Below are 25737 nucleotides of genomic sequence, written 5' to 3' on the forward strand. Positions count from 1 at the left end.
CCACCTATAACGCACCCTTTGTCGACGGAACACCTGTAATCTTTGGGTCCGCATCAACCGCAGCGCGCAGACTCCGGGCCACAGCCTTGAACTCGGCTTCCGTGATGTGGTGAGGGTCGCGCCCATAGCGCACGTTCACGTGCAACGTCATCCGGGCGTTGTATGCCAGCGTTTCAAAAAAGTGGCGGTTGATGACCGTGGCGTAGTGCCCGCCAATGATCTGCCAGTCCATGTGCTCAGGCTCGCCGTTCATCACGAAGTACGGGCGCCCAGACAGGTCGACCACTGCCTCAACGAGCGTCTCGTCCATCGGCAACAGCATCGACCCGAAACGTCGAATACCGCGCTTGTCCCCGATCGCGTCCAAGAGCGCCCACCCGAGCGTGATCGCGGTGTCTTCCACTGTGTGGTGGGCGTCGATCTCAGTGTCGCCCTTCGCGTGCACAGTGAGGTCAAACGCGCCATGCGCGCCGAATGCTGTGAGCATATGGTCGAAGAACGGCAGACCAGTGTCGATGTCGGTCACTCCCGTTCCATCAAGATCGATGGACACCGTGATGTCTGACTCCGACGTCTTCCTCTGTGCGGTTCCTACCCTATTCGCCATGAAGTACCTTTCTTGCAGCCTCTAAGAAGGCATCGTTTTCGCTATCAAGACCAACAGTCACACGGAGGTGACCTGCGACGCCGACGTCGCGAATCAGCACGCCACAGTCGAGGAACTGCTGCCACGCTGCGTGGGTGGAGTTGGCGTCGCCGAACGGGCCGAAGAAAATAAAGTTCGAGGAGCTCGGCACAACCTCGTAGCCCATCTCTTCCAATGCTGCCTGCACCCTGACGCGCTCTTGCGCAAGCTTATCCACCGTCGCGAGCGTGTCCCCTGCGTGCTTCAGCGCCACACGTGCCGCGACCTGGGAGAGCACAGAGAGGTGGTACGGCAAGCGCACGAGCATGACGGCGTCGATAAACGCGGGGGCTGCAACGAAGTAGCCCAATCGCGCGCCAGCGAAGTCGAACGCCTTCGACATTGTTCGGGACACAACAAGCTTCTCCGGGTATTTAGCCAACAGCGTTGTCGCGGACGGCGAATCCGAAAACTCGGCGTACGCCTCGTCAATAATGACGATTCCCGGCGCTGCTTGCACGATCGTTTCAATGTCCTCGAGCGAGGTCTCCCCACCGGTTGGGTTATTCGGCGTCGTAATAAAAATGACGTCCGGCGCGTGCTTCTCGACGGCCTGCACAGCTTCCTGCACGTCGATGTCGAATGCCTCGTTGCGGGCCACAGGGATGAATGCTGTTTGCGTACCTGCCGCCAAGATTGGGTGCATCGAGTAGCTCGGGACGAAGCCCATCGCACTACGCCCGGGACCGCCGAACGCTTGCAGTAACTGCTGCAGAATCTCGTTCGAACCGTTCGCTGCCCAAACGTTGTCCTTGCTGACCTTGACCCCGGTCTGCTTCGACACGTATGCGGCTAGGTCCTCCCGCAGCAGGACAGCGTCGCGCTCCGGGTACCGGTTGAGCGAACGTGCTGCCGCTTCAACCTCAGCAACCAGGTCCTCAATGAGTGCGTCAGAAGGCGGGTACGGGTTCTCGTTCGTGTTCAGCGCGACAGGGACCTGCAGCTGCGGGGCGCCGTAAGGGTTCTTTCCCTGCAGCTCGTCGCGCAGTGGCAGCGAATCAAGGGTAACGTCCTGAGCGATCGTCAAAGCACCAGCGGACATTATTTGGTTCCTTTCCCGCGTGCCTTGATAGCTTCACCGTGTGCCGGCAGCTGCTCCTCTGCGGCAAGCACCATGATGTCTTCGGCAATTTCTGCGAGTGCGCTCTTGTCGTACTCGATGAGGTTGACAGGTTTGAGGAATGTCAGCGTGGACAGACCCGGGTTGAATCGGGCTGTTCCGGAAGTCGGCAGGACGTGGTTCGATCCGGCCGCGTAGTCGCCGAGTGGAACCGGCGAGTAGGGACCGACGAAAATAGCGCCAGCGTTTCGAACCTGCTCGGCAACCGCGCGAGCATTTCGGGTGTGCACCTCAAGGTGCTCTGCTGCGTACACGTCTGCTACGGCAACTGCGTCGTCGATGTCATCCACCAAGATGATGCCCGACTGCTTGCCGCCCAGCGCGGTGGAGGCACGCTCGGCGTTCAGTGTTTCCTTCGAGCGTGCCTCGACGAGCTGACCAACCTGCTCCGCCAACTCCTCCGAGTCGGTGATCAGGACGCTAGCCGCCTGCTCGTCGTGTTCTGCCTGCGAGATGAGGTCCAAGGCAACGTACTCTGCATCCGCACTGTCGTCGGCAATCACCGCAATCTCACTCGGCCCGGCCTCAGCGTCGATGCCTACCGTTCCGTTGACCACACGCTTCGCAGCTGCGACGTAAATGTTGCCCGGTCCAGTCACCATATCGACGGGCTCAAGCTCACATACATCGTCGCCGTATGCCAACAGAGCAATCGCTTGCGCACCACCGACAGCCCACACTTCGTCGACACCAAGAAGCGCGCATGCTGCCAGCGTTGTCGGGTGAGGCCAGCCCCCGAACTCTTCCTGCGGTGGTGTGCACACCACCATACTGTCAGTACCGGCCTCTTGAGCAGGGATGACGTTCATCAGCACGCTCGAGGGGTAGACAGCTTTCCCTCCTGGCACGTAGAGCCCCACGCGCGAGACCGGAATGAAGGTCTCGGTGACGGTCGCGCCTTCCGCAAGCGTCGTGGTGTGTGGCTGCGGTTTCTGCTCGGCGTGGACTTTCCGGATCCGCTCGATGGCCACTTCAAGTGCAGAGCGCAGCTCAGGATCCAGCTTGTCGACGGCCTCCTGGATCACGTCCGCCGGCACCCTCACTGAGGCGGGACGGATCCCATCGAATTGCTCACCGTACTCAAGAGCCTTTTCGGCACCACCGTCACGGACTGACTCGACGATCGGCGTGACTGCGGGGAGCACCGCATGGACATCTACACCACCGCGTGGCAGTGCCCTGCGTAGTGCGGCGGTCGTTGGGGTTGTCCCCCGAAGGTCGGTAACTCTCAGCATTTTCGTGTCTCCCACATTCAACAAACGAGCACAGTACGTACCGCATTTATTGTATTCACCGGCAGACAGGAAAAAGCTGTTCAGACTAAATAGGACGTCGCCCCAGAACTTTCACCCAGAGAATATGGCGGTTCACACTATTTCGGGGGTGTCGAGAGATTGCAGTACGAGACGCCACCACGCAACTATCCCGGTGACCAACGGCGCGAGGCACAGCACCACGCTCGACGTAACAGGCGGGAATACGCTAATCCGTTGCCCGTCCTCAAATCCTTCGGCGTGCTCAGGCATTGCAATAAGCCAGTCGGTGACGATTCCACCGATGGCCAACACAACTGCTCCCGCGAGCGCCGCAACGACAAGCTGCCAGGCAAACCACGTAAACTGGCCACCACCTCGGCGGCCCCTGCCCGCAACGCCGACGATCAACCCGACTACCAACAGGACTATTGCCAGCCACCCCAGCCCGGCAAACTGGGCGTTCTTCACAGTCTCAACTTGATCAATAACGAACGCGCCATCGGACACGACGGCCACTATTGGGGGACGTAGCCACGCCCACACTCCCCCACCGATTACTCCGCTGACGAGCCCAACGAAAAGAAGGCCGGCGCCAGCGTGGATCGTGGCGCGCGGCCTTGAGTCGGGCTGTGGTTGTGCTAGTTGCACAGCTTCCAGCGGCCGTCTTCGTGGGTGAAGAGCTGAGTCTGGGTCTTTTCACCCTCGGAGTTATTCGACTTCACCGTCGCCGAAGCATGGTCGCCATCGACGCGAACGTCACTGAGTGAGATTTCAGTCTTCGGGATTTCAATCGCCTGGCCGGCTTCTTCCTGCATACGTGCAGCCTGCTCAATCACCTCGAGGGAAACGCCTTGACGTTCCATCTCCTCCAGCGCAGGCTCAGTGATCTTCTTACAGGAGTTATCCAAAATGACGCGCGTCCACTTTTCGAAAGACTCTGGGTTCGTCACCTTGCGAACCACGTCTTCCATTTCCTTGCGCTGCGCTTCGGTGCCTTCTTTACCGCCCTCGATTGGCTCGAAAGTTGGAACAGCAAACTCTCCGTCCTCAAACGGGTTCGCAATCGTTGGGATCGCGCCCGGCTCCCCCTGCGCGTCCGTCTGCTTTTTATCGTCGGACTTCTTCTTGTCCTTTTCGTCCTTCTTCGGTTCTTCCTTCGCGGGCTTCTCGCCCTTATCCTTCTCGGAAGCCGCCGAATTCGGAGCGCTGGCAGCGGTGGACAGCCCGCCGCCCGCGGTCTCGTCATCAGAGCCACACGCTGTCAATGACATTGCCAATGCAACAACTGCAGCTGCAGCAACCTTGGAACCAGTGGTGGAAATCCTCACGACGTATCTCTCCTTACAGCGACCGGCACAACTGTTGTGCCCAGCCTGTTACGTTAAAAATCGTTGATGCCAATTTTAACCACGCATTGCTGCTGGCCTAATTACGCCCCGGTACCAAGCATCTGAACACTCTCTGTGAACTTGTTGTAAACGTCGGTCCCCTTACCACCCAACGGCAGGTAACATGGGCGTACATGCACCTGTCCGTGGATCAGATCACGATCACTGCGATGGATTTACTCCGGTCATACGGCCTAGCCGATGTGTCAATGCGCAGGATCGCCAAGGAGCTCGACGTCGCACCGTCGGCACTGTACTGGCACGTGGCAAGTAAGCAAGACTTAGTAGCGCGCCTCGCCGAGCGCATTGTCGCACCAATTACGGACCCTTCTTTGCCGACCCTTTCGACGAAAGACGCGGCGACGCTCCTCCGCAAATGCTTACTCAGTATCCGAGATGGGGCTGAGGTAACGGTCACAGCCGTTGGCAACCCGGAATCTCCGATACACTCCCAGCTCCAACGCTTTTTCATCACATCATTGACGGGAGAGGTCGAAGGGGCGTCGATAACTCGACTCCGCGCAGCCGCCGACGCACTTCTTCACCTCATCCTGGGCAGCGCCCTCGTGCAGCAAACCGAATCACAGCTGGTAACAGCCACAAAACCGAAGGAATCCTTGATCCATTCCCCCATTGACGAGCGCGAGGAAGCATTTGCTTACTCCATCGATCTCATCGTTCGGGGAATGCACGCTGACTGTTGACGGCCGGACTGGCGCGAGTTTCGCAATGCGTCGAACTTCTGAGGGTGCACTATGGTAATTCCTTATGACTCAAAGCTCTTCTTCCCCAAAGCCCGCGGATGAGGTTGTCGTGTGGCCTGGTTCCTCGTACCCGCTAGGTTCTACCTACGACGGTGCCGGAACGAATTTCACACTCTTTTCAAGAGTTGCGGAGAAAGTTGAACTTTGCCTCATCGACGATGAAGGCGCAGAGACTCGCATAGAACTTGAAGAGGTAGACAACCACGTTTGGCACGCCTACCTTCCCGGAATTACCCCTGGACAGCGATACGGCTACCGTGTTCACGGCCCCTGGGACCCGGCGAACGGCAAACGCTGCGATGCAAACAAGCTGCTCGTTGACCCCTACGCCCGCGCGTTCGACGGCGACTTCTCGCAGCATTCTTCGCTCTTTTCATACGACATCAACGCAGAGGTCCCGGGCACCGGCCGTAACGAGGAAGACTCGTTGGGTCACACGATGCTCTCTGTCGTCATCAACCCCTTCTTCGACTGGGGTGATGATCGCGCACCTCGCATCCCTGATGAGGAAACTGTCATCTACGAATGCCATGTCAAAGGCATGACCCAGACACACCCCGACGTGCCGGAAAACCTTCGTGGCACCTACGCTGGCATGGCTCACCCCGCGGTGGTGAACTATCTCAAGGACTTGGGCGTCACCTCCGTTGAGCTCCTGCCGGTCCACCAGTTCCTGCAAGACGGTCGACTGCGCGACCTTGGGCTGCGCAACTACTGGGGCTATAACACCTTTGGTTTCTTTGCTCCCGAGAACAACTATGCAGCTGCTGCGCAGCCAAGCGACGCCGTCGCCGAGTTCAAGGGCATGGTTCGGGCGTACCACGAGGCTGGCATGGAAGTCATCCTTGACGTCGTATACAACCACACTGCCGAAGGCAACCACCTCGGCCCCACCATTGCATTCCGCGGGATCGACAATGAGGCGTACTACCGCCTCGTGCATGAAGACAAGTTCCATTACATGGACTACACCGGCACCGGCAACTCCTTCAACGTGCGCGACCCGCACTCGCTGCAGCTCATCATGGATTCTCTGCGGTACTGGGTCACGGAGATGCGCGTCGACGGCTTCCGCTTCGACTTGGCGTCAACCCTCGCTCGCGAGTTTTCAGATGTAGACCGCCTAGCCACCTTCTTCGACCTCGTCCAGCAGGACCCGGTTGTTTCCCAGGTAAAACTCATTGCCGAGCCATGGGACGTCGGCGAAGGCGGTTACCAGGTGGGGAACTTCCCCGCTTTGTGGAGTGAGTGGAACGGGAAGTACCGCGACACCATGCGCGAATTCTGGCGCGGAGAGCCCGCCACGCTTGGTGAGTTCGCGTCCCGCCTGACGGGATCCTCGGACTTGTACCAGCACAATGGCCGTCGCCCTACTGCGTCGATCAACTTCATTACGGCCCACGACGGCTTTACGTTGAATGATCTGGTGTCCTACAACCACAAGCACAACGAGGCTAATGGCGAGGACAACCGCGACGGCGAAAGCCACAACCGTTCCTGGAACTGTGGCGTCGAGGGGCCAACGGACGACCCAGAGGTTAACCAGCTGCGTGCGCAACAGCGTCGCAACTTCTTGACGACGCTGCTGCTCTCCCAGGGCACGCCGATGATCTCCCACGGTGATGAGCTTGCCCGCACCCAGGGCGGCAACAACAACGTGTACTGCCAGGACAACGAAATTGCGTGGATGAACTGGGCGCAGCTCGACGACGGTGAGCAGCTGCACGAATTCACCAAGAGGCTCATCGCTATCCGCAAGGCTCACCCGGTCTTTCGTAGGCGCCGATTCTTGGAGGGCGGTGCGCTTGGCACGGATGCAGTCGACCGCGAGATTGCTTGGCTGGTCCCGTCCGGCGAACTGATGACGCAGTCTGACTGGGACTTCGCCTTCGGCAAGGCGTTGATGGTGTACTTCAACGGCGACGCCATCGCGGAACCGGACGCTCGCGGGCAGCGCGTGCATGACGATTCGTTCATCTTGATGTTTAACGCCCATTACGAAGATATCGAGTTCACGTTGCCTTCACAGGAGTTCGGATCGAGCTGGGAGGTCCTCATCGATACCACCGAGCCGTTGGGGTACCCCGCAAGCACGGTGACGATCGATGCTTCCGAGACCACAGTCGTCCCGGCGCGCTCCACCGTGGTGCTGAAGCAAATCGGCGCTCCGGTTCGCGAAGAGGCGTAAGACCTGGGTGTTTGCCCACTGGAAAGTTCGTGTCCGGTAGGTGAGTAGTATGTGTGCTACTCACCTACCGGATTTTTGATTGGAGCAATGCCCTGTGATTACTTCCTGCCGTGCAACGTTGAGTGTTTCGAATACACAGCTGGTTGTAACTCCAACTGCGTTGGAGGCTGCACTCACTGGTTCGAGCGAGCCAGTGAGCATTCCGATCGAGGGGATCACGCAGGTCGTGATTTCAGAAGGCGATGGTTGGAGCACCGGTACGGTGAGCGTTGCTTCAGGTGACAGCGTCGTCGAGATTACGTTTGCGCCGGGTGCGGGTGACTCCATGCGCGAGCTTGAATCTGCTATTGCGGCTGCGCAGCGTGGCGACGCCCCTTCGTCTGACTCGGCGTCGGATATGTCGGACGGTGTTCATGGTTTTAGTTTCGTTGCTTTCGATGTAGAAACCGCGAACCAGCAGTGGGGCTCTGTCTGCCAAATTGGCGCGGTGAAGGTGATCGATGGCGTTGAGTCTGACCGGGTGTCCTGGCTGTGTACACCACCGGATCGGTGGGCAGAGTTTGATCCGCATAACGTGGCGATTCATGGGATTCGTCAGGAAGATGTAGAGAATGCTCCAAGCGCGGCTGAGTGTATTTCGAAGCTGGTCGAGTTCGCTGGTGATCTCCCGCTGGTCGCGCATAACGCATATTTTGATAGCTCTGCGTTGTTCCAAGCAGCTACGGCAAGCGGTATGGAGGCTCCGCAGTTGCTCTTCGGGTGTTCGTTGGCGCAGGCGCGTTCGTTCGACCTTGACGTGGAAAATCACAAGCTGCCCACGCTGGCGACACACTTTGGCGTGCCCCTGGAGCAACACCACGATGCCTGCGCGGATGCTGCGGCGTGTGCGGGGATCATGGTGGGTTTGGCGCGTCAAGCGCACTACCAGGGTTCACTTGTGGGGTTCGTTCATGATGCTGGTTTCACCTTGGGGGCGATCGATGCGCAGCGTGTCACTCCCGTGTTGAGGGATCGCTCCGGCGCGGGCAGGGCGCTGCAGGCAGAACAGATCGCGAAGGGTGGCGTCGAAGCTGGCGCCGCTGCGGTGCCTGCGCCGGCGGGTAGCAACCAGGCTGGGCCTTCCGCAACGAGCACGCGGAAAGAAAATTCTGGGCGCAAGCCTGCGCCTTGGCAGGCTGTGGCAACCCCAGACACAGTGCCAGAACCAGCGCTCGACGCGGACCCGTCGTCGCCACTATTTGGGCAAAACGTGACGCTGACTGGTGAGTTTTCTCCGTTTGATAAGGGTGCACTGTGGCAAGGCATCGCGGCTCATGGCGGCCAGGTGGGCAAGAACGTCACAAAGAAGACCACCATCCTTGTGGTTGGTGAATGGGGGTCGATGACTTCGAAGGAGAAGCGGGCTCGGCAGCTCATTGAACAGGGCCAAGACCTGGCGATTTGGAAGGCTGAGCAGCTGCTTGATGCGTTGGGACTGAACGAGGACCCACCGTTCTAGAACTTCTTGGGAACCGTTCTCGGGATTGAGGGGTCTAACTACATATGACTACTCATATGCCCACTACGTGCGCTCCGTCGATACTTGTCCCTATCCTTCCCCGGCTGGCCCGGCGTTGTGAAGTGACGTCGAGTTCTTCACGCGCATGGCTCACTCCTGGTTTCGGTGCTTCGACTGCATATATCAGTTTGGCGCCTGGTCTGGTGTGCGTCTTTGATTCGGACTCGGTGCAGGGGCTGACCCATCAGTTCATCGGTGCGATGGGTCTGACCGTGCACCAAGCGTGGAACTCGGCAGCGCGCACGTTGAGCACCGATCTGCTCGAGGGCCGTGTGACCCTCGACTATGAGCTAGCGGAGGATTCGTTGGGATCTGTAGTTCCCAACGGGGTACGGGTGAGAAGCTCAGCGGGCTATGCGGCGTCGTGGCTTGCCCACCCACAGCTCTTCTCGACGCTCTACTCCCATGCTGACCGGGTCCTGCTACCGCACAATGAGCTGCTGTTTTACTCTCGTGATCAGCAGGAACTGTATGTCTTCGATGCACCTCTCGACGATGTCCTGCGGTTGGCGAAGCCGGAGCACGTGATGCGGTATTCGGTGGGCTTTCCTCTTTCTTGCGATTCCCGCGTAAGGAGCTAAGCGGGCGAACAGCTACTAGGGTGGCTGGTAACTTCAAGGAGGATGTTTTGAAAGCCCCGATTACATCAACGTATCGTCTCCAGCTGCGTGGCCCGCAGGCCGACCCGTCCGGACGCGGGTTCGGTTTCGACCAGGCTGCGCAATGCCTGCCCTACTTAGAAGAGCTCGGCATTTCGCACGTGTACCTCTCCCCTATTCTGCAGGCGATGCCGACCTCGAACCACAACTATGACGTCATCGACCCCACTGTGGTCAACCCAGAGCTGGGCGGCCTTTCGGGTTTCAGGCGTTTTGTTGAGGCGGCGAGAACAAGCAACCTCGGCGTGATTATCGATATCGTGCCGAATCACTTGGGCGTCGCTACCCCGCAACTCAACAGTTGGTGGTGGGACGTGCTCAAGTATGGCCGCGAATCGGAGTATGAGCGATACTTCGATATCGACTGGCACGATGACAACGGTGCAGGAGGAAAGCTCGGGCTCCCAATCTTTGGCCAGGAAGACGATGAGGACGCCCTTACGCTGCGCCATTTGCACCCTGACGATCCGGAGAGCGAAGTCGTGCTGGCGTACTACGACAACTTGTTCCCCCTCAAGCCAGATACGTACGCCTCCGTCGATGATGACCCGAAAGCGGTGTACGAGCGCCAGTCCTACAAACTGATGTACTGGCGCGACGGCATCATTTCCTACCGCCGCTTCTTCTCTGTCAACGGGCTTGCGGGTATCCGCCAGGAAGACCCCGCGGTGTTTGAGCACACCCACGCAATCATCCGGCAGCTTGTTGCGGAGGACTTGATTGATGGTGTCCGCGTCGATCATCCTGACGGGCTCACTGACCCCTTTGATTACCTGTCGCGGCTTCGTGATGTTGTTGGTCCTGATCGCTGGCTGGTCGTCGAGAAGATCTTAGAGGTCGATGAGCCACTCGATCCGCGCCTTCGCGTCAACGGAACCACTGGCTACGACGCGCTTCGCGAACTCGACGGCATCTTCGTCAACCAAGCCGCTGAGGACACACTCAGCATGCTCGCGCTGCGCCAATCAGGGTCCACGTGGGACCAGGCGTCGCTCGATGCGTCTGCGCTGCAGCTCAAACGCGAGGTCGCTACGCACGAGCTTCAGGCGGAGGTTCGCCGTCTCACGCGCGCTATTCGGCGAGATAACTTTTCGACGGCCGGCTCCGCCGTCTCTGACGAAGTCCTTGTCGACACCGTTATTGCGCTCGTCGCCGCCATTCCGGTCTACCGTGCTGACTATCGATCACTGTCGAGGATCACGGCCACCGTGGTGGCCGATATGGCACAACGCTTCCCGTCCCGACGCGACGCCCTCGACCTCATCGCGGCTGCCCTGCTCGCTGAGGGCGAAGCCAGTACGCGCTTTGCGCAGGTGTGTGGTGCGGTCATGGCGAAGGGGGTCGAAGACACGTTGTTCTATAGGGCGAACCGGTTGGTAGCGCTGCAAGAAGTGGGTGGCGCGCCGGGTCGCTTCGGAGTGGGCGCGGCGGAGTTTCACCTGCTGCAGCAGGAGCGTGCAGAGCTGTGGCCACAAACAATGACGACGCTGAGCACCCACGATACGAAGCGCTCCGAAGATACCCGCGCGCGGATGTTGGAGATCGCCGAAGTACCAAACGCGTTTGCGGAGTTAGTGAACACGACAACCGCGCTGTTGCCTCCGCCAGACCACGCCACGGCGCATTTCTTACTGCAGAATATCGTGGGGGTTTGGCCTGCGGATGGGATTGTTACGGAGTCGCTTTCGCAACGGCTACATGATTACACGATCAAGGCGGTGCGTGAGGCAGCGCTGCATACAAGCTGGTTCGACGTGGATGAGGCGTACGAGCAGCTGGTGCTCGATTGGGTGAACGCTGTGCTGGCGGGGCCTGCGACTTCACTGATCACGAACTTCGTGTCAACCATCCATGAGGGGGCGGTCGCAGTAACGCTGGGGCGTAAGGTTCTCCAGCTTGCCGGCGCTGGCATTCCTGATACCTACCAGGGCATGGAGTTCTTCGAAACGACGCTCGTCGACCCAGATAACCGAAGCTTCATCGACTACACCGCACGCACGCAAACGCTGCACCAGTATCTCGATGCACGGCAGCAACCGCAGTTCAATCTGGGTGACTTCTTGGGCTACGAGCCCAACGATTCGTCGGGCGCTGCCTGGCCAGGCCTGTCTGATTCGGTTGATACCGCCAAGCAACTTGTCATCCGAGAATGCCTCGCTGCGCGTATCAGCACACCAGCGTTGTTTACGGAAGGCAAGCACCGCGCGGTGTTTGCCGTCGGGCCTGCGCAGCAGCACGTTGTTGGCTTCGCCCGGGAATACAGGAACACTGGTGAAATTGGCGTCATCGCCGTTGCGACCCGGAAGCCACTCGAGCTAGCTCACCGTGGTGGATGGGATGACACTACGCTGACGCTGCCGGAGGGGACCTGGTTCGAGCGCTTCACCGGACGAGAGTTTCGTGGCACCGTTGAGGTGAGTCACCTGCTCGAGTACCTTCCTACTGCTCTGTTGGAGCGTCGAGAGGCCGTCGACTAGGATGAATCGGTACACTGTTGTGCCGATGAACACGAAGCACAATGACACAATCGCGCAACTCGGCAATACGTACTTCGCATGGTTGAGGCAGCACGAAGGCGCGGCCGAGGAGTTCCGGCACGCGCTGCATGAGTTGATGATCGATGCAGGCATTAACTTCGACCGCGTCGACGTGCGTATCAAAAGCTGGCCTTCGTTCAAGGAAAAGGCGAAGAAGCGTCGTGGTGGCAAGATCGTGTACCCGGACCCGTGGAACGACATCCGTGACCTCATCGGAGCCCGCGTTACCGTGATGCATTCCACCGAAATACCGGCGGTGCTCCGCCTCCTCGCGGATCAGTTCGATGTCCTCCGAAGCGTTGATAAGGCACAGGAGACTAGGGTGTCGGGCACGTTCGGCTATGGCTCGCATCACTTGGTGCTCCAAGTAGGTGAGCACAACGAGGAACTCGAACAGTACCGCGGGCAGGTCTTCGAAGTACAGGTGCGGACAGTGCTGCAGCACGCGTGGGCTGAGTTCGAGCACGATGTGCGCTACAAGCGTTCCCATGGAGAGCTCGATCCACAGATCGACCGTGCGTTTACGCTGGCTGCGGGGCTCATCGAGCTTGCGGACCAGCAGTTCGACCAGATCGCGGAGCTGTCCAACCCGCAGCAGCAAAACCCAAGCACGCCCGATACCACAGCGTTGTTGACGCCTGAAACGCTTCCCGGCGTGCTCACTGTGATCCTTGGGGCGTCGTTTCCGCTCTCGCGTGTTGACGATTACCGCTTCCTCCACGAGATACTCAGCGCAGACGGCGTAGAGACGGTCTCCGCACTCGCTGAGCTGGCAAACCCGGCGGATATCGAAGCCGTGCAGAACACCCTGCAGACGCGGTTTACTCCCGGCCAGGTCAGGCTTGTCGACGACCTGCTACTCAACAAGTTTGGTCAGGAGCACATCAGCCGAACCTGGGAAAGCGGGAACCGGCCAGTGCTGAGGAAACGGAAGCTGACGCGCAGGCTTGCGCAGCTCCGTGAGGGTGGCGCCCCGCATACGCCCCTCAGCAAGAACGCCTAAAAGCTGTTGCGGCCGCGCAGGCGGTCAAGCTGTCGACGCTCTTTCTTCGTCGGGCGCCCAGCGCCTCGGTCACGAACAGGCAACGCACCATACACTTCGGATGCCACAGGCGGTGGGGAGTGGTCCACGTAACAGGTCGTGGCGATCTTCGCGCCTGCGCGCTTCTGCAGCGTCTGGGTGACTTCCAGTTCAAGGTAGCGGTGATCCTTCCATACCTTGAGCCGGTCCCCTGGCACGACCTGCGCTGAGGGTTTCACGGCTTTGCCATTGAGTTTGGCGTGCCCGGCGCGCACTGCCTCGGATGACAGTGACCGCGTCTTAAAGATGCGGACAGCCCACAGCCAGACATCAATCCTCGTGGCGGTGGTGTTGGGGCTGGTCATGGCGCCCGCTTAGTTCTCGTGGTAGTTGACGATCTTTTGGACCTTGCTCCAATTCACGTACCCACCGACGACGCCAATGACAAGACATACGATGAACAGCTGCCAGGACCCGGCGATCAAGCCGAGTGCGATACCTGCGCCGAGGCCGCCGCCGGCCCACACAACTGCGTTTTTGGAATAGCGGCGTACGGCTTGCTTCCGGGATTCGATCGGGTTCGATGGACGTGGCTGCATAGTCATGGCTGACAGTTTAGCGTGGAGATTCGATCCATTGGCGTCCTGCCTCTTGCGCTTCGGCTCGGCCTTGGGTGCTCGCAGCAAGTTGTGCGTCGAGTTGTTCGCGTTGCCCGGGGTCGTGAGCCACCGTGTACGTAGCTGCGGCGCCGTACTCGACGTTGACGATGTCGAAGCCTGCGTTGCGCAATTCGGCTTCGATGCGGCCTGCCTCCGCGTGCGGCAGGTCGACGCGCACGAGTTCTTTGGTACTGCGCAGCACCCGCGGAACCAACGGGAGCGTCTGGCCAACGGAGTCCGAGTATGCGTGCACCAGCCCGCCCGCGCCCAGCTTGATACCACCGAAATATCGGATCACGACGGCGGTGAGGTCAAGCATTTCTGAACCGTGCAGCATGTCGAGCATCGGTTTGCCTGCGGTGCCAGAGGGCTCGCCATCGTCGGATGATCGCTCGACGGGCAGCGCGTCGTCGACATGCAGGATGTATGCGGAGCAGTGGTGGCGTGCATCCGGGTAAGTCTCGCGGGCGTGTTGGATGAGGTCCCGTGCCTCTCCTTCGGTCTGGGTACGGGCAATCCAGGTGATGAAGCGGGATCGTTTGATCTCGATTTCGTGAGTGGTGATGTCACCGGCCGCAGGCAGTTCGTACGATGTGCGCATAGTGCCTCTACTCTAAGTCCATTGCGACAGATATGGTACTTCCATACAGTTGGTGGTATGTCTAGCAAGCACACTCCGATGCCCCAACAATTTGGGGTGTGGGCTCCGTACGCGCACGGCGTACGCCTGCACCTCCACGACAGCGAAGGGCCCCGCACGTTCGAAATGCAGCGTGACGAGACTCGCCGGGACTGGTGGGTGGTTCCGCGCGAAGTCGCCCAACCCGAGGTGGGTGCGCGCTACAGCTTCTCCCTGCTTCGCGACGGCGAGTGGTCACAACCACTACCCGATCCTCGTTCGCGCTTCCAGCCCGAAGGCGTCCACGGCCCTTCCGAGGTCACCAGCAGCGCGTTCGCCTGGACCGACGATTCTTGGGAGGGCATCCCGCTTCGCGATCAAATCCTCTACGAGCTCCACGTTGGCACCTTCACACCACAGGGGACGTTCGAAGGGGTCGTCGACAAGCTTGATTACCTTGCCGAGCTCGGCGTCAATGCCATCGAGCTGCTGCCCGTGCAACCGTTCGCGGGCCACCGCAACTGGGGCTACGACGGCGTAGACTGGTTCGCCGTGCAAGAATCGTACGGTGGGCCCGAGGGCCTCAAGACACTTATCGACGCCGCTCACGCCCGCGGTATCGCCGTCATCCTCGACGTGGTGTACAACCACTTCGGACCCGAAGGCAACTACAACGGCAACTTCGGCCCCTACACAACCACGGGCCACACCGGCTGGGGCGACGTGGTCAACCTGTCCGGCGCCCACTCGGACGAGGTACGCGCCTACGTACTCGATGCGGTGCGGCAGTGGCTCAACGAGTTCCACGTCGACGGCCTCCGCCTTGACGCCGTGCAAACCTACGATGACCGCCTGGCGTTTTCCATCATGGAAGAAATTAAAAACGTCGCCAATGAGGTCGAAGCCACCACTTGCATCCCCCGCACGATCATCGCCGAGTCGGAGCAAAACAACCCACGGCTCCTCGAGTCCCAGGAAAGCGGCGGCTACGGGCTCGACGCCCACTGGCTTGACGACGTCCACCACGGGATCCACACGCTCGTCACCGGCGAGCGCGCCGGGTACTACGCGGACTACGGCACACTCGAAATCCTGGCGGACACGCTGCGCAACGGATACCGCTTCCGCGAGGACTACTCCGTGTACCGCCAGCGCACTCACGGCAAGGCGCTCGACCTTGACCGTATTGCACCGTGGCAGATGGTCACCTACACCACCGACCACGACCAGACCGGCAACCGTGCGCAGGGCGACCGGCCGTCGCAATACCTCAGTGCACGCAAGCAGGTGCTCAAGGCAGCCGTCGTCGTGCTCTCTCCCTTCAGTCCAATGCTGTTCATGGGTGAAGAGTTCGGCGCGCGCACTCCGTTCCCATTCTTCGTCTCACACAGCAACCCGAATCTGTTGGAGATGACCCGACAAGGGCGCATGAACGAGTTTTCCCGCATGGGGTGGAACGCCGCAGACGTGCCGGACCCTGCTGCGGAGGAAACGTTTACCTCCGCCAAGCTCGACTGGGACTTCGACGAGAAACAACGCGAGATCCTCGCCGCGTACAAGAAGCTCATCGAGCTGCGCAGGCAATACCCAATGGCGCGCGACGATCTTCGTCAGCTGGCGGTGAAACACGGCCCAGCCCAGGGAGCGGACGACGCGTGGCTCACCATGGGCGACCAGACGGTGCTGGTGGCAAACTTCGGTTCAGGGAGCACCGTCGTCCCGGTCGGCGGAACCCTGCTGTACACCTTCGGTGGCGCAGAGGTGTCCGCCAACGAAACTCGCTTAGAACCGTGGGCCTTCGCCCTGGTTATGCCGACACAATAAAGTCGTACTCTGGTGTGCCTGGCAGGAGGCGTCGACAATCGATGACCGACGCCTCCATCCTCTCAAGCAACGGCTCGAGGTCGCTGGCGCAGGACAACTCGAGGCCAACCAGTGCGGCACCGGTTTCCTTGTTGTTCTTCTTCAAGTATTCGAACAACGCGATGTCGTCATTCGGGCCGAGGATATCGGTGAGGAACGTGCGCAGCTGTCCTGGCTCCTGAGGAAAGTTCACCAAAAAGTAGTGCTTCAGACCGCGGTGCACGAGCGAGCGCTCCATGACCTCCGCATACCGCAGCACGTCGTTGTTGCCACCAGAGATGATGCACACCACCGTAGTGCCCGGCTGCAGTTTCATCTGCGATAGTGCAGCCACCGACAGCGCACCCGCAGGCTCCGCGATGATGCCCTCGTTCTGGTACAGCTCCAACATCGACGTGCACACCGCGCCTTCTTTGCACCGCAGCAGGTGCGTGCGAGCAAGGTTTTCCTCAATGACTGCAAACGGGAAATCGCCTGTTCGTTTCACGGCCGCACCGTCCACGAACGATTCAATCTCCTTCAGCGTCACAGGGCGACCAGCTTGAAGCGCTGCCTCGAGCGAGGGTGCCCCTTCAGGTTCCACGCCGACCACCGCGGTCCCCGGCACCATGTCAGACACGTACGAAAGCACTCCAGCCAGCAGGCCGCCCCCGCCAACTGGCACGAAAATGGTATCCAGCTCGCGGCCCATCACCGATAACTGCGACACGATCTCCGCTGCAACCGTGCCCTGGCCGATGACGGTATCGCGAGCGTCGAACGGCTCGACCATGGTCGCACCGCGCTCCGCAGCATCCTTACGCGCGGCCTCCGCAGCAGCATCAAACGTATCTCCTACGACAACCAACTCAATGTTGTCGCCACCGTGCACCAGGATCCGGTCGCGCTTCTGCTTCGGCGTAGGCTTCGGCACAAAGATTTTGCCCTGGATCCCCAACGCCCGGCATGCGTAGGCCACGCCCTGTGCGTGGTTGCCTGCCGAAGCCGCAACGACGCCGGCTGCACGCGCCTCGTCGCTCAGCCGTGAGATGCTGTAATACGCACCGCGAATCTTGTAGGAACGAACGTCTTGCAAGTCCTCCCGCTTGAGGAAAATCTCCGCGCCGTACTGCTGCGACAAACGGGGGCAGTACTGCAACGGGGTTGGCTCAATCACCGCAGAAATCTTCGACTGCGCTGCTTGAACGTCCGCGGCGTGTACCGCATGAAAAGCTGACTGTTCCTGTTGACTCATAACAGCAAAGTGTATACCGCTGGGCCCCGTTTAGGTGATACTTTGCCGTAGTCAGTCCAAGCGGTCTAACTATTAAAAACGTCAATTATCTGCTAGATTTTCTAGCAACAATTCGTGGAAGCCATAGCATTTTGTTGAAACTGCTGGGGTTTCGCCTCGAATTCCTATTCTTTCAAACAACTTCAGGAGATTTCATGAAGCGCATTTCCACCGTTGCCGTTGCTGCTGCAACCGCAATCTCGTTGGCCGTCACCCCTGCGTTCGCAGAGGAGAACGTCCCAGCGAAGGACACCACGGCTCCAACCGCCGAGCAGACCCCTGGTGACACCAAGGATGAGAACACCCAGGAAACCCCTGACACCGGCAAGGAGTCCGACAAGAAGGACGCAGAGAAGCCAAGCGACACCGAGAAGCCAGGCGACAACAACAAGAATCCTGACACCAACAACAACACGAAGACGTCCGGCAGCTCTAGGGGACACGCCCTCGGGGCACTCGCGGGCATCCTCGCTACTGTCCTGACCACCGGCCTTATTGTCCTGTCCGATCCGACCGGCTTGAACAAGCTCATTGACATGGCAAACGCGCAGTTCCACCTTGGCCTGGGCCACGTACACGTGCCGAAGGTGTTCTAAACCCTCACCGCTACTTGAGATAAACAGGGAGTTGAACGTGAATTCACGCTCACTGGTCGCACTTGCAATTACGACTGCGCTCGGCGGAGCCTGCCTCACGGCGAGCCCGTTGATGGCGCAAGAGAAACAAGACACGCCGACCACGCAATCACGTGTTACTGCCACAGCAACAGCACCAGCTGCGACCGTGACGGTTACCGCAACGCCTACGCCGAAGACCACAGAGCCGCGAAAGGCCGAAGGTCCGAGCTCTGAGGCGATCAACAAAGGCATCATGACCGATGAAACTCGAGAGATTTTCAGCTACATCTCTGCTGCTATCGCGCTCCTCGCTGGTCTGATTCAGATGATCACCGCCGCTGTCAAGGCCATCCCTGGAGCACAGGACAAGCTGAAGTCCATGCTGAAGTAGGTGCGTAACGCACCAACACTAAGGCCGGTACCCACCCTTTCATGGAGTGGGTACCGGCCTTAGCGCATGTAGGTATCGTGCTTAACCGAACAGGTAGCGCGACGCAATCTCGGCGCCCTTCACCAGCGATTCCAGCTTCGCCCAGGCAATCTGATGATGCAGGCGCCCACCCAAGCCGCAGTCCGCCGACGCGATAACGTTCTCTGGGCCAACAACCTCCGCGAACTGGACAATCCTGTCAGCAACGAGCAACGGGTGTTCAACCGCGTTCGTGCTGTGCGAGATCACACCGGGGTAGATGACAGTCTCCTCCGGCAGAGCGTGGTCCTGCCACACGCGCCACTCATGCGCGTGACGTGGGGAGGCACCCTCGAAGGAGAACCCGCCAACCTCAGCGCGCAAAATTTCCTCGATGATGTCACCGAACGGCACGTCGGTCACGTGTGGGCCGTGCCAGGAGCCCCAGCAGATGTGCAGGCGGGTCAGTTCCTTCGGAAGGTCACGGATGGAGTCGTTGATGGCGTCGACACGGATGCGCAGCCACGCACGGTAATCCTCCAAGGACGGTTCTGGATTGATCTGGTCCCAGGACTCCGCCAGGTCAGGCGCGTCGAGCTGGACAGTCAGGCCTGCGTCAGTGATGGCCTTGTACTCGTACGACATCGCCGCAGCACACGCCCGCACGACCTCCTCGTCGGTGTCGTAGTACTCGTTCTTCAGGCGAGCCGCCGAACCAGGCGAAAGCGCTGCAACGAACCCCTGCGTAGCACCGGCGCGCTCCATGGAGCGCTTCAACAGTGCCACATCCGTCTCGACTTCCTCCTGGCCAATGTAGGTGATCGGACCAGTGAACTTGGGGTTGCCCACCTTGGCGCGTCCGGTGAAGATGCCGGAGTGCGGGTCGGAGTATGCCTCGTTGAACAGGGCTCGGTCACGACGGTCCGAGAAGCTCGTCAGCTCAATGTTGCCGGGCGTGGAGCGCTTGATCTCTTGGGAGGCCCAGCGGTCCTCGTCGGTCATGGTCAACCCGCCGAGGCGGGAGAAGGAGTAATTCCACCAAGCGCCGTAATCGACTGCACTCGAGGTGATGTGTCCGTACTCGCCCTCGTTGATGATGTCGATGCCCAGATCAACCTGACGCTGCACGACCTCATCAACGGCGCGCTCCAGGATCTCCTTGAAATCGTCGTCGTTAATCTGCTGCTCCGAACGCAGTTGGTTCGCTTCGAGCAACTCAGGGGTACGTGGCAGGGACCCGACGTGCGTAGTCAAAATCTTGTGCTCAGACATATAATATGCTCCACTCGTTTGCCTCTAGGCTGGTATTGATTCCAACGTCAGAGTGTAGCCAAGCAGATTTCGCCAAAAGGGTATTTATTCACACCACGTTGCTAGCCAAGGATCCCTACCCCCATCGTCGCCTTCAAATCACCCATCAGGCTCGCAGAACGCTCCACGCGCAGGTGGTCGCCCAGCACCAGCATTTGTGTCGCGTCTCCATGGACAAGGTTGAGGTACACATCAGAGTCACCCGGGTTGTTTTGCAGGACTTCCTTCAGGCGTTGAATATTATCCAGCGTGCATTGTTCAGTGCGCAGCGTCAGCCGAAGTGGCAGCCCAGCACCGTTTCCTGGGCCCAATTCCGGAGTCTTGACATCGTCGCCGAAGAGGCTCATGCGTTCATCGCGGATCGAGACGTGTGCCTTGACCAGAATGATGTTGTCTTCCACAATCTGCGGGGCGACCAGCGAGTACACCTTGTTAAACAGCAGCACGTCCACGGAGGCACCATGGTGGTCCTCAATCGTGACGATCGCCCAAGGGGAACCGTCCTTCTTCGAGAAACGCCGGTCGACCGAGGAAATCAGACCACCGATCGTTACCTCGGCGCCGTTTCGTAGCTCGCCGGAGAGAATCGTCGTCAACTGTGTGTCGGTCTGCGCGTCGATCGCTTCCTCGAATCCGTCGAGCGGGTGGCCTGAGACGTACAAGCCCAGCATCTCGCGCTCGAGGGCGAGCTTGTGTTTCTTATCCCACTCATCATCCGGGATCTGCAGCGCAAACGCGTTATCGGTCGCGGTTGTGTCGTCACCGCCGAAGGATGCAAACAGGTCGAACTGGCCCTTATCAGCAGCTTTCTTGGTGGTCAACACCGAGTCGACGGCATCTTCCTGAATGAGCATCAGGCCCTTGCGGGGGTGCTCCAGGGAGTCGAACGCGCCGGCCTTAATCAGCGACTCTGTGATTCGCTTGTTGCACGGTAGCAAGTCGATCTTGTCCAGGTAGTCGGAGAAACTCGTAAACTCGCCCTTCGTCCGGCGGGTTTCCTTGATCGACTCAACGACTTCGATGCCGACGTTACGCACGGCGGCGAGCCCATAGCGCACGTCCTCGCCAACAGCCATGAAGTTCTCTTCAGAGGCGTTGATATCCGGCTGCAGCACAGAAATACCAAGGTGGCGGCAGTCAGAGAGGTAGATCGCCGACTTGTCCTTCTTGTCCCCCACCGATGTCAGCAGTGCGGCCATATACTCGGCGGTGTAGTTCGCCTTCATGTACGCAGTCCAGTAGGACACCAGCGCGTAGCCGGCCGCGTGTGACTTGTTGAACGCATAGGAGGCGAACGGCTCAATGATCTGCCACAGCGCATCCATTGCGCCCTTGGAGTAGCCGTTATCCTGCATCCCCGACCAGAACTTCTCGTACTGCTGCGCCAGCACCTCAGGCTTCTTCTTGCCCATCGCCTTACGGAAGCCGTCTGCTTCACCAGCGGTGTAGTTCGCGACCTTTCGCGAGATCTCCATGATCTGCTCCTGGTACACGATCAGACCGTAGGTCTCGTCGAGAATGTCCTTCAACGGCTCCTCGAGCTCCGGGTGGATGGCCGTGATCGGCTTGCGGCCATTCTTGCGGTCCGCGTAGTCCCAGTGGGCGTTCATGCCCATCGGGCCCGGACGATACAGCGCGAGCGACGCGACGATGTCCTTGAAACCAGTCGGTCCCATGCGTTTGAGCAACTCCTGCATGCCTCCGGAGTCCAGCTGGAACACGCCGAGCGTATCGCCGCGGGAGAGCAACTCGTACACCTTCGGGTCGTCGGTGCTCAACGACTCCAGATCGATGGTCTCCCCACGGTTCTTCTTCACGTTCTCGAGGGCGTCACCGAGCACGGTGAGGTTTCGCAGGCCCAGGAAGTCCATCTTCAGCAGGCCAATGGCCTCACACGCCGGGTAGTCCCAGCCGGTAATGATCGCGCCGTCAGCAGGGCGCTTCCACATCGGGATGTGGTCCATCAGCGGCACCGACGCCATAATCACTGCGCAGGCGTGCACGCCAGCCTGTCGCACGGTCCCCTCCAGGCCGCGCGCGGTCTCGTAGATGCGCGCAACGTCCGGGTCAGTCTCAATCATGGACCGCACCTCGGTCGCCTCGTTGTAACGCGGGTGCTCCGGATCCGTAATACCCGCCAGCGGAATGTCCTTCGCCATGATCGCCGGGGGCAGCGCCGCGTTGATGCGGTCGGCCATCTGGAAGCCAGGCTGACCGAAATTCACCTTGGCTGAGTCCTTAATGGCCTGCTTCGTCTTAATCGTGCCGAACGTAATCACCTGAGCGATCTTGTCCTCGCCCCAGCGCTCGGCGGCGTAGGCGATCATCTCGCCGCGGCGGCGGTCGTCGAAGTCGATATCGATATCAGGTGCCGACGGCCTCTCCGGGTTCAAGAATCTCTCGAAGAGTAGGCCGTGCTCCATCGGGTCAATGTTTGTAATGGTCAGCGCGTACGCCACAAGCGCACCCGCTGCAGACCCACGGCCTGGTCCGACGCGAATGCCGACCTCACGTGCGTGCTTGATAAGCTCCGCAACGATGAGGAAGTAAGACGGGTAGCCCTTCATATCGATGACGTCAATCTCGTAGTTCGCACGCTCGATGTATTCCTCTGGCACCTCCCGACCTTCGAAACGTGCCTGCAAACCACGCATCACTTCCTTACGCAGCCACGTCGTTGGGGTCTCTCCCTCCGGCACGTCAGCCACCGGCATACGGTCGTGCGGATGTTCCTCCCACAGTTCGCTGTAGTCACCGACACGCTCCGCAATCCACAGTGTGTTATCGCAGGCGTCAGGCACCGTAGAATCCCACAGCTCTCGCATCTGCTCGGCAGACTTGATGTAGTAACCAGTGCCGTCGAACTTAAAGCGGTCCGGGTCCATCAGCGTCTTGCCGGTCTGCACACACAGCATGGCCTCGTGCGCTGGCGCCTGGGACTCCAGAACGTAGTGACAGTCGTTCGTCACCAACGGCGGCAGGTCGAGCTCCTTGCCAATGCGTAACAGGTCATTGCGCACGCGCTGCTCAATGTCCAGACCGTGGTCCATCAGCTCGAGGAAGTAGTTATCGCGGCCGTAGATGTCCTGCCACATCGCCGCGGCCTCAAGGGCCTCACGGTACTGGCCAAGGCGCAGACGCGTCTGGACGTCCCCGGACGGACACCCGGTGGTGCCAATGATGCCGTCGGCGTGCTCGGCGACAAGTTCCGCGTCCATGCGCGGCCACTTACCCAGCTGCCCCTCGTAGGAAGCAAGCGACGAAAGCTTGAACAGGTTGCGCAGGCCGGTCGCATTCTCGGCGAGCATCGTCTGGTGCAGGTACGCACCGGAGGCGGAAACGTCGTCGCGCTTCTGGTCAGGGGTACCCCACAGGACGCGCTTCTTATTCAGGCGCGACTCCGGCGCCAGGTAAGCCTCGATACCGATGATCGGCTTCACACCCGCGTCCACCATCTGACGGTAAAACGCGTTCGAACCGAACATATTGCCGTGGTCAGTCATACCCACTGCGGGCATTCCCTGGCGCACGACTTCCTCCGCCAGCATGTCAACTTTTGCCATGCCGTCGAGCATCGAAAACTCGGTGTGGTTATGCAGGTGAACGAAGGAAGATTTTTTGGCCATGCGCCTCATCTTATCCAGAGTTCCGACACGGCCAAAAGACCAAGCAACCAGCGAAATTATTCGTAGCGCAAAGCGTCAATGGGCTGCATCTTCGCGGCCTTCGCAGCCGGGTAGGCGCCGAAGAAGATGCCCGTCGCCAGCGAAAACCCGAGCGCAAGCACGATTGCTCCGAGCGGCGGCCAAGTAAACGCATCAAACGCGGCTGTCGCGATCATGCCGGTCGCCCCACCCAGAATCACACCAATAATGCCACCGATCAGGCACACCAGCATCGCCTCGACGATAAACTGCGTGCGGATATCGCTTTGCTTGGCGCCCAACGCCTTGCGCACGCCGATCTCTCGTGTGCGCTCAGTGACAGTGATCAGCATGATGTTCATCACGCCGATACCACCGACCAGCAACGAGATGCCGCCGATCGCGGAGAGCACCGACGACATGATGCGGAATACCCTCGTCAGCTCTTCCAAGCTCGAGGAAAGATCCACCACCTCAATGGTATAATCCTCGTTATTAGCGTACCAGCGGTCGATGTAATGTTGCAGGTCTGCCTGGAAGGTCTTCGCGTCTTCATCGGGCGCCGATTGCACCGAAAATGAGGGGAACCAGTCGCCGTCAAGCCCAACACGATCTGCAGCGGTGAGCGGGATATAGATGTCCGCAAACTGTTCTGCGCCACCAAACATTCTGCCACGGGAATCTTCCTCGCCATCGAGCACGCCGATGATGGTGAAGACCGCCGGCTGGTCGTCTACGACCACATCGATGCGCTTGCCCAAACTGGCTTGGGCGTTGCCGTCAAAGAGGGCGTCGATAAGCGAGGGGCTCACGACTGCGAGCGGTCGGTGCCCATCGATGTCATCCTGGGAAATCTCGCGGCCGAACTGTACCTCGAGGTTTCGCACCTTCATCGAGTCTGCAAGCACCGGCTTGACGTTCGTGGACACAGTTGTGTCATCGGAGACCACTTCCCCACTCGTGGAAAAATCGATGTCCACGCCCTGGATACGGTCCCCAAATGCCTGACGCAGCTCATCGAGTTGCTCGGGAGTGACCGCATTGCGCTCATCGGATGGTGGCGCGTAAGAAAATGCCGCGAAGGGATCCTCGGACTCATCCGTGCCATCGGGACGCTCATGCACCATCACTGGGTGCGTCGTCGTGCCGACGCCTTCAAGCCCCGACATCACCTGGCGCTCCAGGCCTCGGCCCAGCGTCATAATAATGACCACGGCCATAATGCCGATGATGATGCCCAGCAGCGTCAGCAACGAACGAAGCTTGTTCTTCCGCAGCGACGACGACGCAAGCTTGATTGACTCTCCTACGTTCATGGCTTCGCCCCCAGCGGGGCACGCACCTGTGCGATGCGCCCGTCCATCATCTCGACGATGCGGCCGGTCTCTTCCGCCAACTCGGGGTTGTGTGTAATGAAGACGATCGCTTTGCCGAGGTCGTCGTGCAGCTCGTGGAAGAGGTCCATCACCATGCGCCCAGTCTTGGAGTCCAGGGCGCCCGTGGGCTCGTCGGCGAGCAGCAGGTCCGGGTCGTTGGCAAGGCTGCGTGCGATTGCTACGCGCTGTTTCTGTCCGCCCGACAGCTCGTTCGGGTTGTGGTGCAGGCGGTCGCCCATGCCCATCATGGTCAAAAGTTCGGCGGCGCGTTCCTCGCGCTCTTTCTTATCGACGCCCGCATACATCATGGGCATCGCAACATTTTGCAGCGCGTCGATTCGGCCGATCAGGTTAAAGTTTTGGAAGATAAAGCCGATGTTTTGGCTGCGGTACGCGGCCAACTCGTTGTCGGACTTGGCGTAGACCGGCTCGCCGTTGAACGCATACGCGCCGTCGGTCGGACGATCCAGCATGCCTACCAGGTTCATCAGCGTCGACTTGCCACAGCCGGATGGGCCGACGATGGAGACGAACTCGCCCTGCTCGGCGTAAAAGTCAATGCCGTGTAGTACGGTCAGCTCGCTGGGCTCTCCGACGTTGTACGTTTTGACGATCTGACGCATGTCAATGAGCAGCCCACTCTTCGCCATGGCCTCTTGGCCCGCGGGTGCAGCAGGTCCGGGCTCAGCCGGTACGGGCTGCGGCTCCGATACCTCGATTTCTGCCGTCGGCGGTTCGGCGGCCTCGCCTGCAAACAACTCGTCGAACTCTGCGTCGGTGGCTTCGTCGT

The 25737-nt window shown here is 59.8% G+C and carries 22 protein-coding genes; 9 read left to right on the forward strand and 13 right to left on the reverse strand.

Going from position 1 to position 25737, the window contains the following annotated elements; translation table 11 throughout:
• Window positions 1–4: 4 nt before the first annotated feature.
• The 5 genes from hisB to BJP08_RS04670 form a co-directional block, all read right to left on the reverse strand.
• Window positions 5–607 carry an imidazoleglycerol-phosphate dehydratase HisB gene (hisB, locus tag BJP08_RS04650; RefSeq protein WP_071568478.1) on the reverse strand — a complete coding sequence of 201 codons (603 nt, stop codon included), beginning with the start codon at window positions 605–607 and terminating at the stop codon, window positions 5–7.
• The gene (locus tag BJP08_RS04655) at window positions 597–1727 is read right to left on the reverse strand and encodes a histidinol-phosphate transaminase (RefSeq protein ID WP_071568479.1); all 1131 of its coding nucleotides are present in this window, start codon (window positions 1725–1727) and stop codon (window positions 597–599) included. The genes hisB and BJP08_RS04655 overlap by 11 nt, the downstream gene beginning before the upstream one ends.
• Window positions 1727–3040, reverse strand: coding sequence for a histidinol dehydrogenase (gene hisD, locus BJP08_RS04660; RefSeq protein ID WP_071568480.1), 1314 nt, complete (start codon window positions 3038–3040; stop codon window positions 1727–1729). Before hisD ends, BJP08_RS04655 begins: the two co-directional genes overlap by 1 nt.
• Window positions 3041–3172: 132 nt before the next feature.
• The gene (locus BJP08_RS04665; RefSeq protein WP_143110012.1) at window positions 3173–3568 is read right to left on the reverse strand and encodes a hypothetical protein; all 396 of its coding nucleotides are present in this window, start codon (window positions 3566–3568) and stop codon (window positions 3173–3175) included.
• A 131-nt stretch (window positions 3569–3699) separates the two neighbouring features.
• On the reverse strand, window positions 3700–4389 hold the full coding sequence (locus tag BJP08_RS04670) for a hypothetical protein (RefSeq protein ID WP_071568482.1): 690 nt from the start codon (window positions 4387–4389) through the stop codon (window positions 3700–3702).
• 194 nt (window positions 4390–4583) lie between these two features.
• Between BJP08_RS04670 and BJP08_RS04675 the strand changes: the two genes are divergently transcribed.
• From BJP08_RS04675 to BJP08_RS04700, 6 genes are all read left to right on the forward strand, one after another.
• The gene (locus BJP08_RS04675) at window positions 4584–5153 is read left to right on the forward strand and encodes a TetR family transcriptional regulator (protein ID WP_071568483.1); all 570 of its coding nucleotides are present in this window, start codon (window positions 4584–4586) and stop codon (window positions 5151–5153) included.
• Between the two features lie 64 nt (window positions 5154–5217).
• Window positions 5218–7401 (forward strand): glycogen debranching protein GlgX, encoded by a 2184-nt coding sequence (gene glgX / locus BJP08_RS04680; protein WP_071568484.1) that lies wholly within the window; start codon window positions 5218–5220, stop codon window positions 7399–7401.
• Between the two features lie 94 nt (window positions 7402–7495).
• Window positions 7496–8899, forward strand: coding sequence for an exonuclease domain-containing protein (locus BJP08_RS04685; protein WP_071568485.1), 1404 nt, complete (start codon window positions 7496–7498; stop codon window positions 8897–8899).
• A gap of 44 nt (window positions 8900–8943) precedes the next feature.
• Window positions 8944–9540: a hypothetical protein gene (locus tag BJP08_RS04690; protein ID WP_143110013.1), complete on the forward strand. Its 597-nt coding sequence runs from the start codon at window positions 8944–8946 to the stop codon at window positions 9538–9540.
• A 47-nt stretch (window positions 9541–9587) separates the two neighbouring features.
• Window positions 9588–12095, forward strand: a complete 2508-nt coding sequence (treY, locus tag BJP08_RS04695; RefSeq protein WP_071568605.1) for a malto-oligosyltrehalose synthase — start codon at window positions 9588–9590, stop codon at window positions 12093–12095.
• Between the two features lie 25 nt (window positions 12096–12120).
• Window positions 12121–13158 carry a GTP pyrophosphokinase family protein gene (locus BJP08_RS04700; protein ID WP_071568606.1) on the forward strand — a complete coding sequence of 346 codons (1038 nt, stop codon included), beginning with the start codon at window positions 12121–12123 and terminating at the stop codon, window positions 13156–13158.
• Here BJP08_RS04700 and BJP08_RS04705 read toward each other — a convergent pair.
• The 3 genes from BJP08_RS04705 to BJP08_RS04715 are packed head-to-tail and all read right to left on the reverse strand — an operon-like array spanning window position 13155 to window position 14436.
• Window positions 13155–13541 carry an RNA-binding S4 domain-containing protein gene (locus BJP08_RS04705; protein ID WP_071568487.1) on the reverse strand — a complete coding sequence of 129 codons (387 nt, stop codon included), beginning with the start codon at window positions 13539–13541 and terminating at the stop codon, window positions 13155–13157. The genes BJP08_RS04700 and BJP08_RS04705 overlap by 4 nt on opposite strands.
• Window positions 13542–13550: 9 nt before the next feature.
• Window positions 13551–13781, reverse strand: coding sequence for a hypothetical protein (locus tag BJP08_RS04710; RefSeq protein ID WP_071568488.1), 231 nt, complete (start codon window positions 13779–13781; stop codon window positions 13551–13553).
• A 10-nt stretch (window positions 13782–13791) separates the two neighbouring features.
• The gene (locus BJP08_RS04715; protein ID WP_071568489.1) at window positions 13792–14436 is read right to left on the reverse strand and encodes a YigZ family protein; all 645 of its coding nucleotides are present in this window, start codon (window positions 14434–14436) and stop codon (window positions 13792–13794) included.
• Between the two features lie 57 nt (window positions 14437–14493).
• Here BJP08_RS04715 and treZ point away from each other — a divergent pair, with 57 nt between their 5' ends.
• Window positions 14494–16278 (forward strand): malto-oligosyltrehalose trehalohydrolase, encoded by a 1785-nt coding sequence (gene treZ, locus BJP08_RS04720; protein ID WP_083428405.1) that lies wholly within the window; start codon window positions 14494–14496, stop codon window positions 16276–16278.
• Here treZ and ilvA read toward each other — a convergent pair.
• Window positions 16262–17551 carry a threonine ammonia-lyase IlvA gene (gene ilvA / locus BJP08_RS04725; RefSeq protein ID WP_071568490.1) on the reverse strand — a complete coding sequence of 430 codons (1290 nt, stop codon included), beginning with the start codon at window positions 17549–17551 and terminating at the stop codon, window positions 16262–16264. The genes treZ and ilvA overlap by 17 nt on opposite strands.
• A 194-nt stretch (window positions 17552–17745) precedes the next feature.
• Between ilvA and BJP08_RS04730 the strand changes: the two genes are divergently transcribed.
• On the forward strand, window positions 17746–18186 hold the full coding sequence (locus BJP08_RS04730) for a hypothetical protein (protein ID WP_071568491.1): 441 nt from the start codon (window positions 17746–17748) through the stop codon (window positions 18184–18186).
• 37 nt (window positions 18187–18223) lie between these two features.
• Window positions 18224–18598 (forward strand): hypothetical protein, encoded by a 375-nt coding sequence (locus BJP08_RS04735; RefSeq protein ID WP_071568492.1) that lies wholly within the window; start codon window positions 18224–18226, stop codon window positions 18596–18598.
• 81 nt (window positions 18599–18679) lie between these two features.
• Here the strand turns inward: BJP08_RS04735 and BJP08_RS04740 are convergent, their stop codons facing one another.
• From BJP08_RS04740 to BJP08_RS04755, 4 genes are all read right to left on the reverse strand, one after another.
• Complete coding sequence (locus tag BJP08_RS04740; protein ID WP_071568493.1) at window positions 18680–19888, reverse strand: cobalamin-independent methionine synthase II family protein; 1209 nt, start codon at window positions 19886–19888, stop codon at window positions 18680–18682.
• A 101-nt stretch (window positions 19889–19989) separates the two neighbouring features.
• Entirely contained in the window at window positions 19990–23553 is a 3564-nt protein-coding gene (dnaE, locus tag BJP08_RS04745) for a DNA polymerase III subunit alpha (protein ID WP_071568494.1), read from the reverse strand.
• A 56-nt stretch (window positions 23554–23609) separates the two neighbouring features.
• Window positions 23610–24887 (reverse strand): ABC transporter permease, encoded by a 1278-nt coding sequence (locus BJP08_RS04750; RefSeq protein WP_071568495.1) that lies wholly within the window; start codon window positions 24885–24887, stop codon window positions 23610–23612.
• Window positions 24884–25597: an ABC transporter ATP-binding protein gene (locus BJP08_RS04755; protein WP_071568608.1), complete on the reverse strand. Its 714-nt coding sequence runs from the start codon at window positions 25595–25597 to the stop codon at window positions 24884–24886. Before BJP08_RS04755 ends, BJP08_RS04750 begins: the two co-directional genes overlap by 4 nt.
• Between the last annotated feature and the right edge of the window lie 140 nt (window positions 25598–25737).

It is taken from the genome of Corynebacterium sp. NML140438 (assembly GCF_001875725.1).
GTDB lineage: Bacteria > Actinomycetota > Actinomycetes > Mycobacteriales > Mycobacteriaceae > Corynebacterium.

Excerpts from the sequence above, each read along its gene's own strand:
- hisB (WP_071568478.1), bottom strand. The coding sequence starts at position 607 with ATGGCGAATAGGGTAGGAACCGCACAGAGGAAGACGTCGGAGTCAGAC.
- BJP08_RS04655 (WP_071568479.1), bottom strand. The coding sequence starts at position 1,727 with ATGTCCGCTGGTGCTTTGACGATCGCTCAGGACGTTACCCTTGATTCG.
- hisD (WP_071568480.1), bottom strand. The coding sequence starts at position 3,040 with ATGCTGAGAGTTACCGACCTTCGGGGGACAACCCCAACGACCGCCGCA.
- BJP08_RS04675 (WP_071568483.1), top strand. The coding sequence starts at position 4,584 with ATGCACCTGTCCGTGGATCAGATCACGATCACTGCGATGGATTTACTC.
- glgX (WP_071568484.1), top strand. The coding sequence starts at position 5,218 with ATGACTCAAAGCTCTTCTTCCCCAAAGCCCGCGGATGAGGTTGTCGTG.
- BJP08_RS04690 (WP_143110013.1), top strand. The coding sequence starts at position 8,944 with ATGACTACTCATATGCCCACTACGTGCGCTCCGTCGATACTTGTCCCT.
- BJP08_RS04700 (WP_071568606.1), top strand. The coding sequence starts at position 12,121 with ATGAACACGAAGCACAATGACACAATCGCGCAACTCGGCAATACGTAC.
- BJP08_RS04705 (WP_071568487.1), bottom strand. The coding sequence starts at position 13,541 with ATGACCAGCCCCAACACCACCGCCACGAGGATTGATGTCTGGCTGTGG.
- BJP08_RS04710 (WP_071568488.1), bottom strand. The coding sequence starts at position 13,781 with ATGACTATGCAGCCACGTCCATCGAACCCGATCGAATCCCGGAAGCAA.
- BJP08_RS04715 (WP_071568489.1), bottom strand. The coding sequence starts at position 14,436 with ATGCGCACATCGTACGAACTGCCTGCGGCCGGTGACATCACCACTCAC.
- treZ (WP_083428405.1), top strand. The coding sequence starts at position 14,494 with ATGTCTAGCAAGCACACTCCGATGCCCCAACAATTTGGGGTGTGGGCT.
- ilvA (WP_071568490.1), bottom strand. The coding sequence starts at position 17,551 with ATGAGTCAACAGGAACAGTCAGCTTTTCATGCGGTACACGCCGCGGAC.
- BJP08_RS04730 (WP_071568491.1), top strand. The coding sequence starts at position 17,746 with ATGAAGCGCATTTCCACCGTTGCCGTTGCTGCTGCAACCGCAATCTCG.
- BJP08_RS04740 (WP_071568493.1), bottom strand. The coding sequence starts at position 19,888 with ATGTCTGAGCACAAGATTTTGACTACGCACGTCGGGTCCCTGCCACGT.
- dnaE (WP_071568494.1), bottom strand. The coding sequence starts at position 23,553 with ATGGCCAAAAAATCTTCCTTCGTTCACCTGCATAACCACACCGAGTTT.
- BJP08_RS04750 (WP_071568495.1), bottom strand. The coding sequence starts at position 24,887 with ATGAACGTAGGAGAGTCAATCAAGCTTGCGTCGTCGTCGCTGCGGAAG.
- BJP08_RS04755 (WP_071568608.1), bottom strand. The coding sequence starts at position 25,597 with ATGGCGAAGAGTGGGCTGCTCATTGACATGCGTCAGATCGTCAAAACG.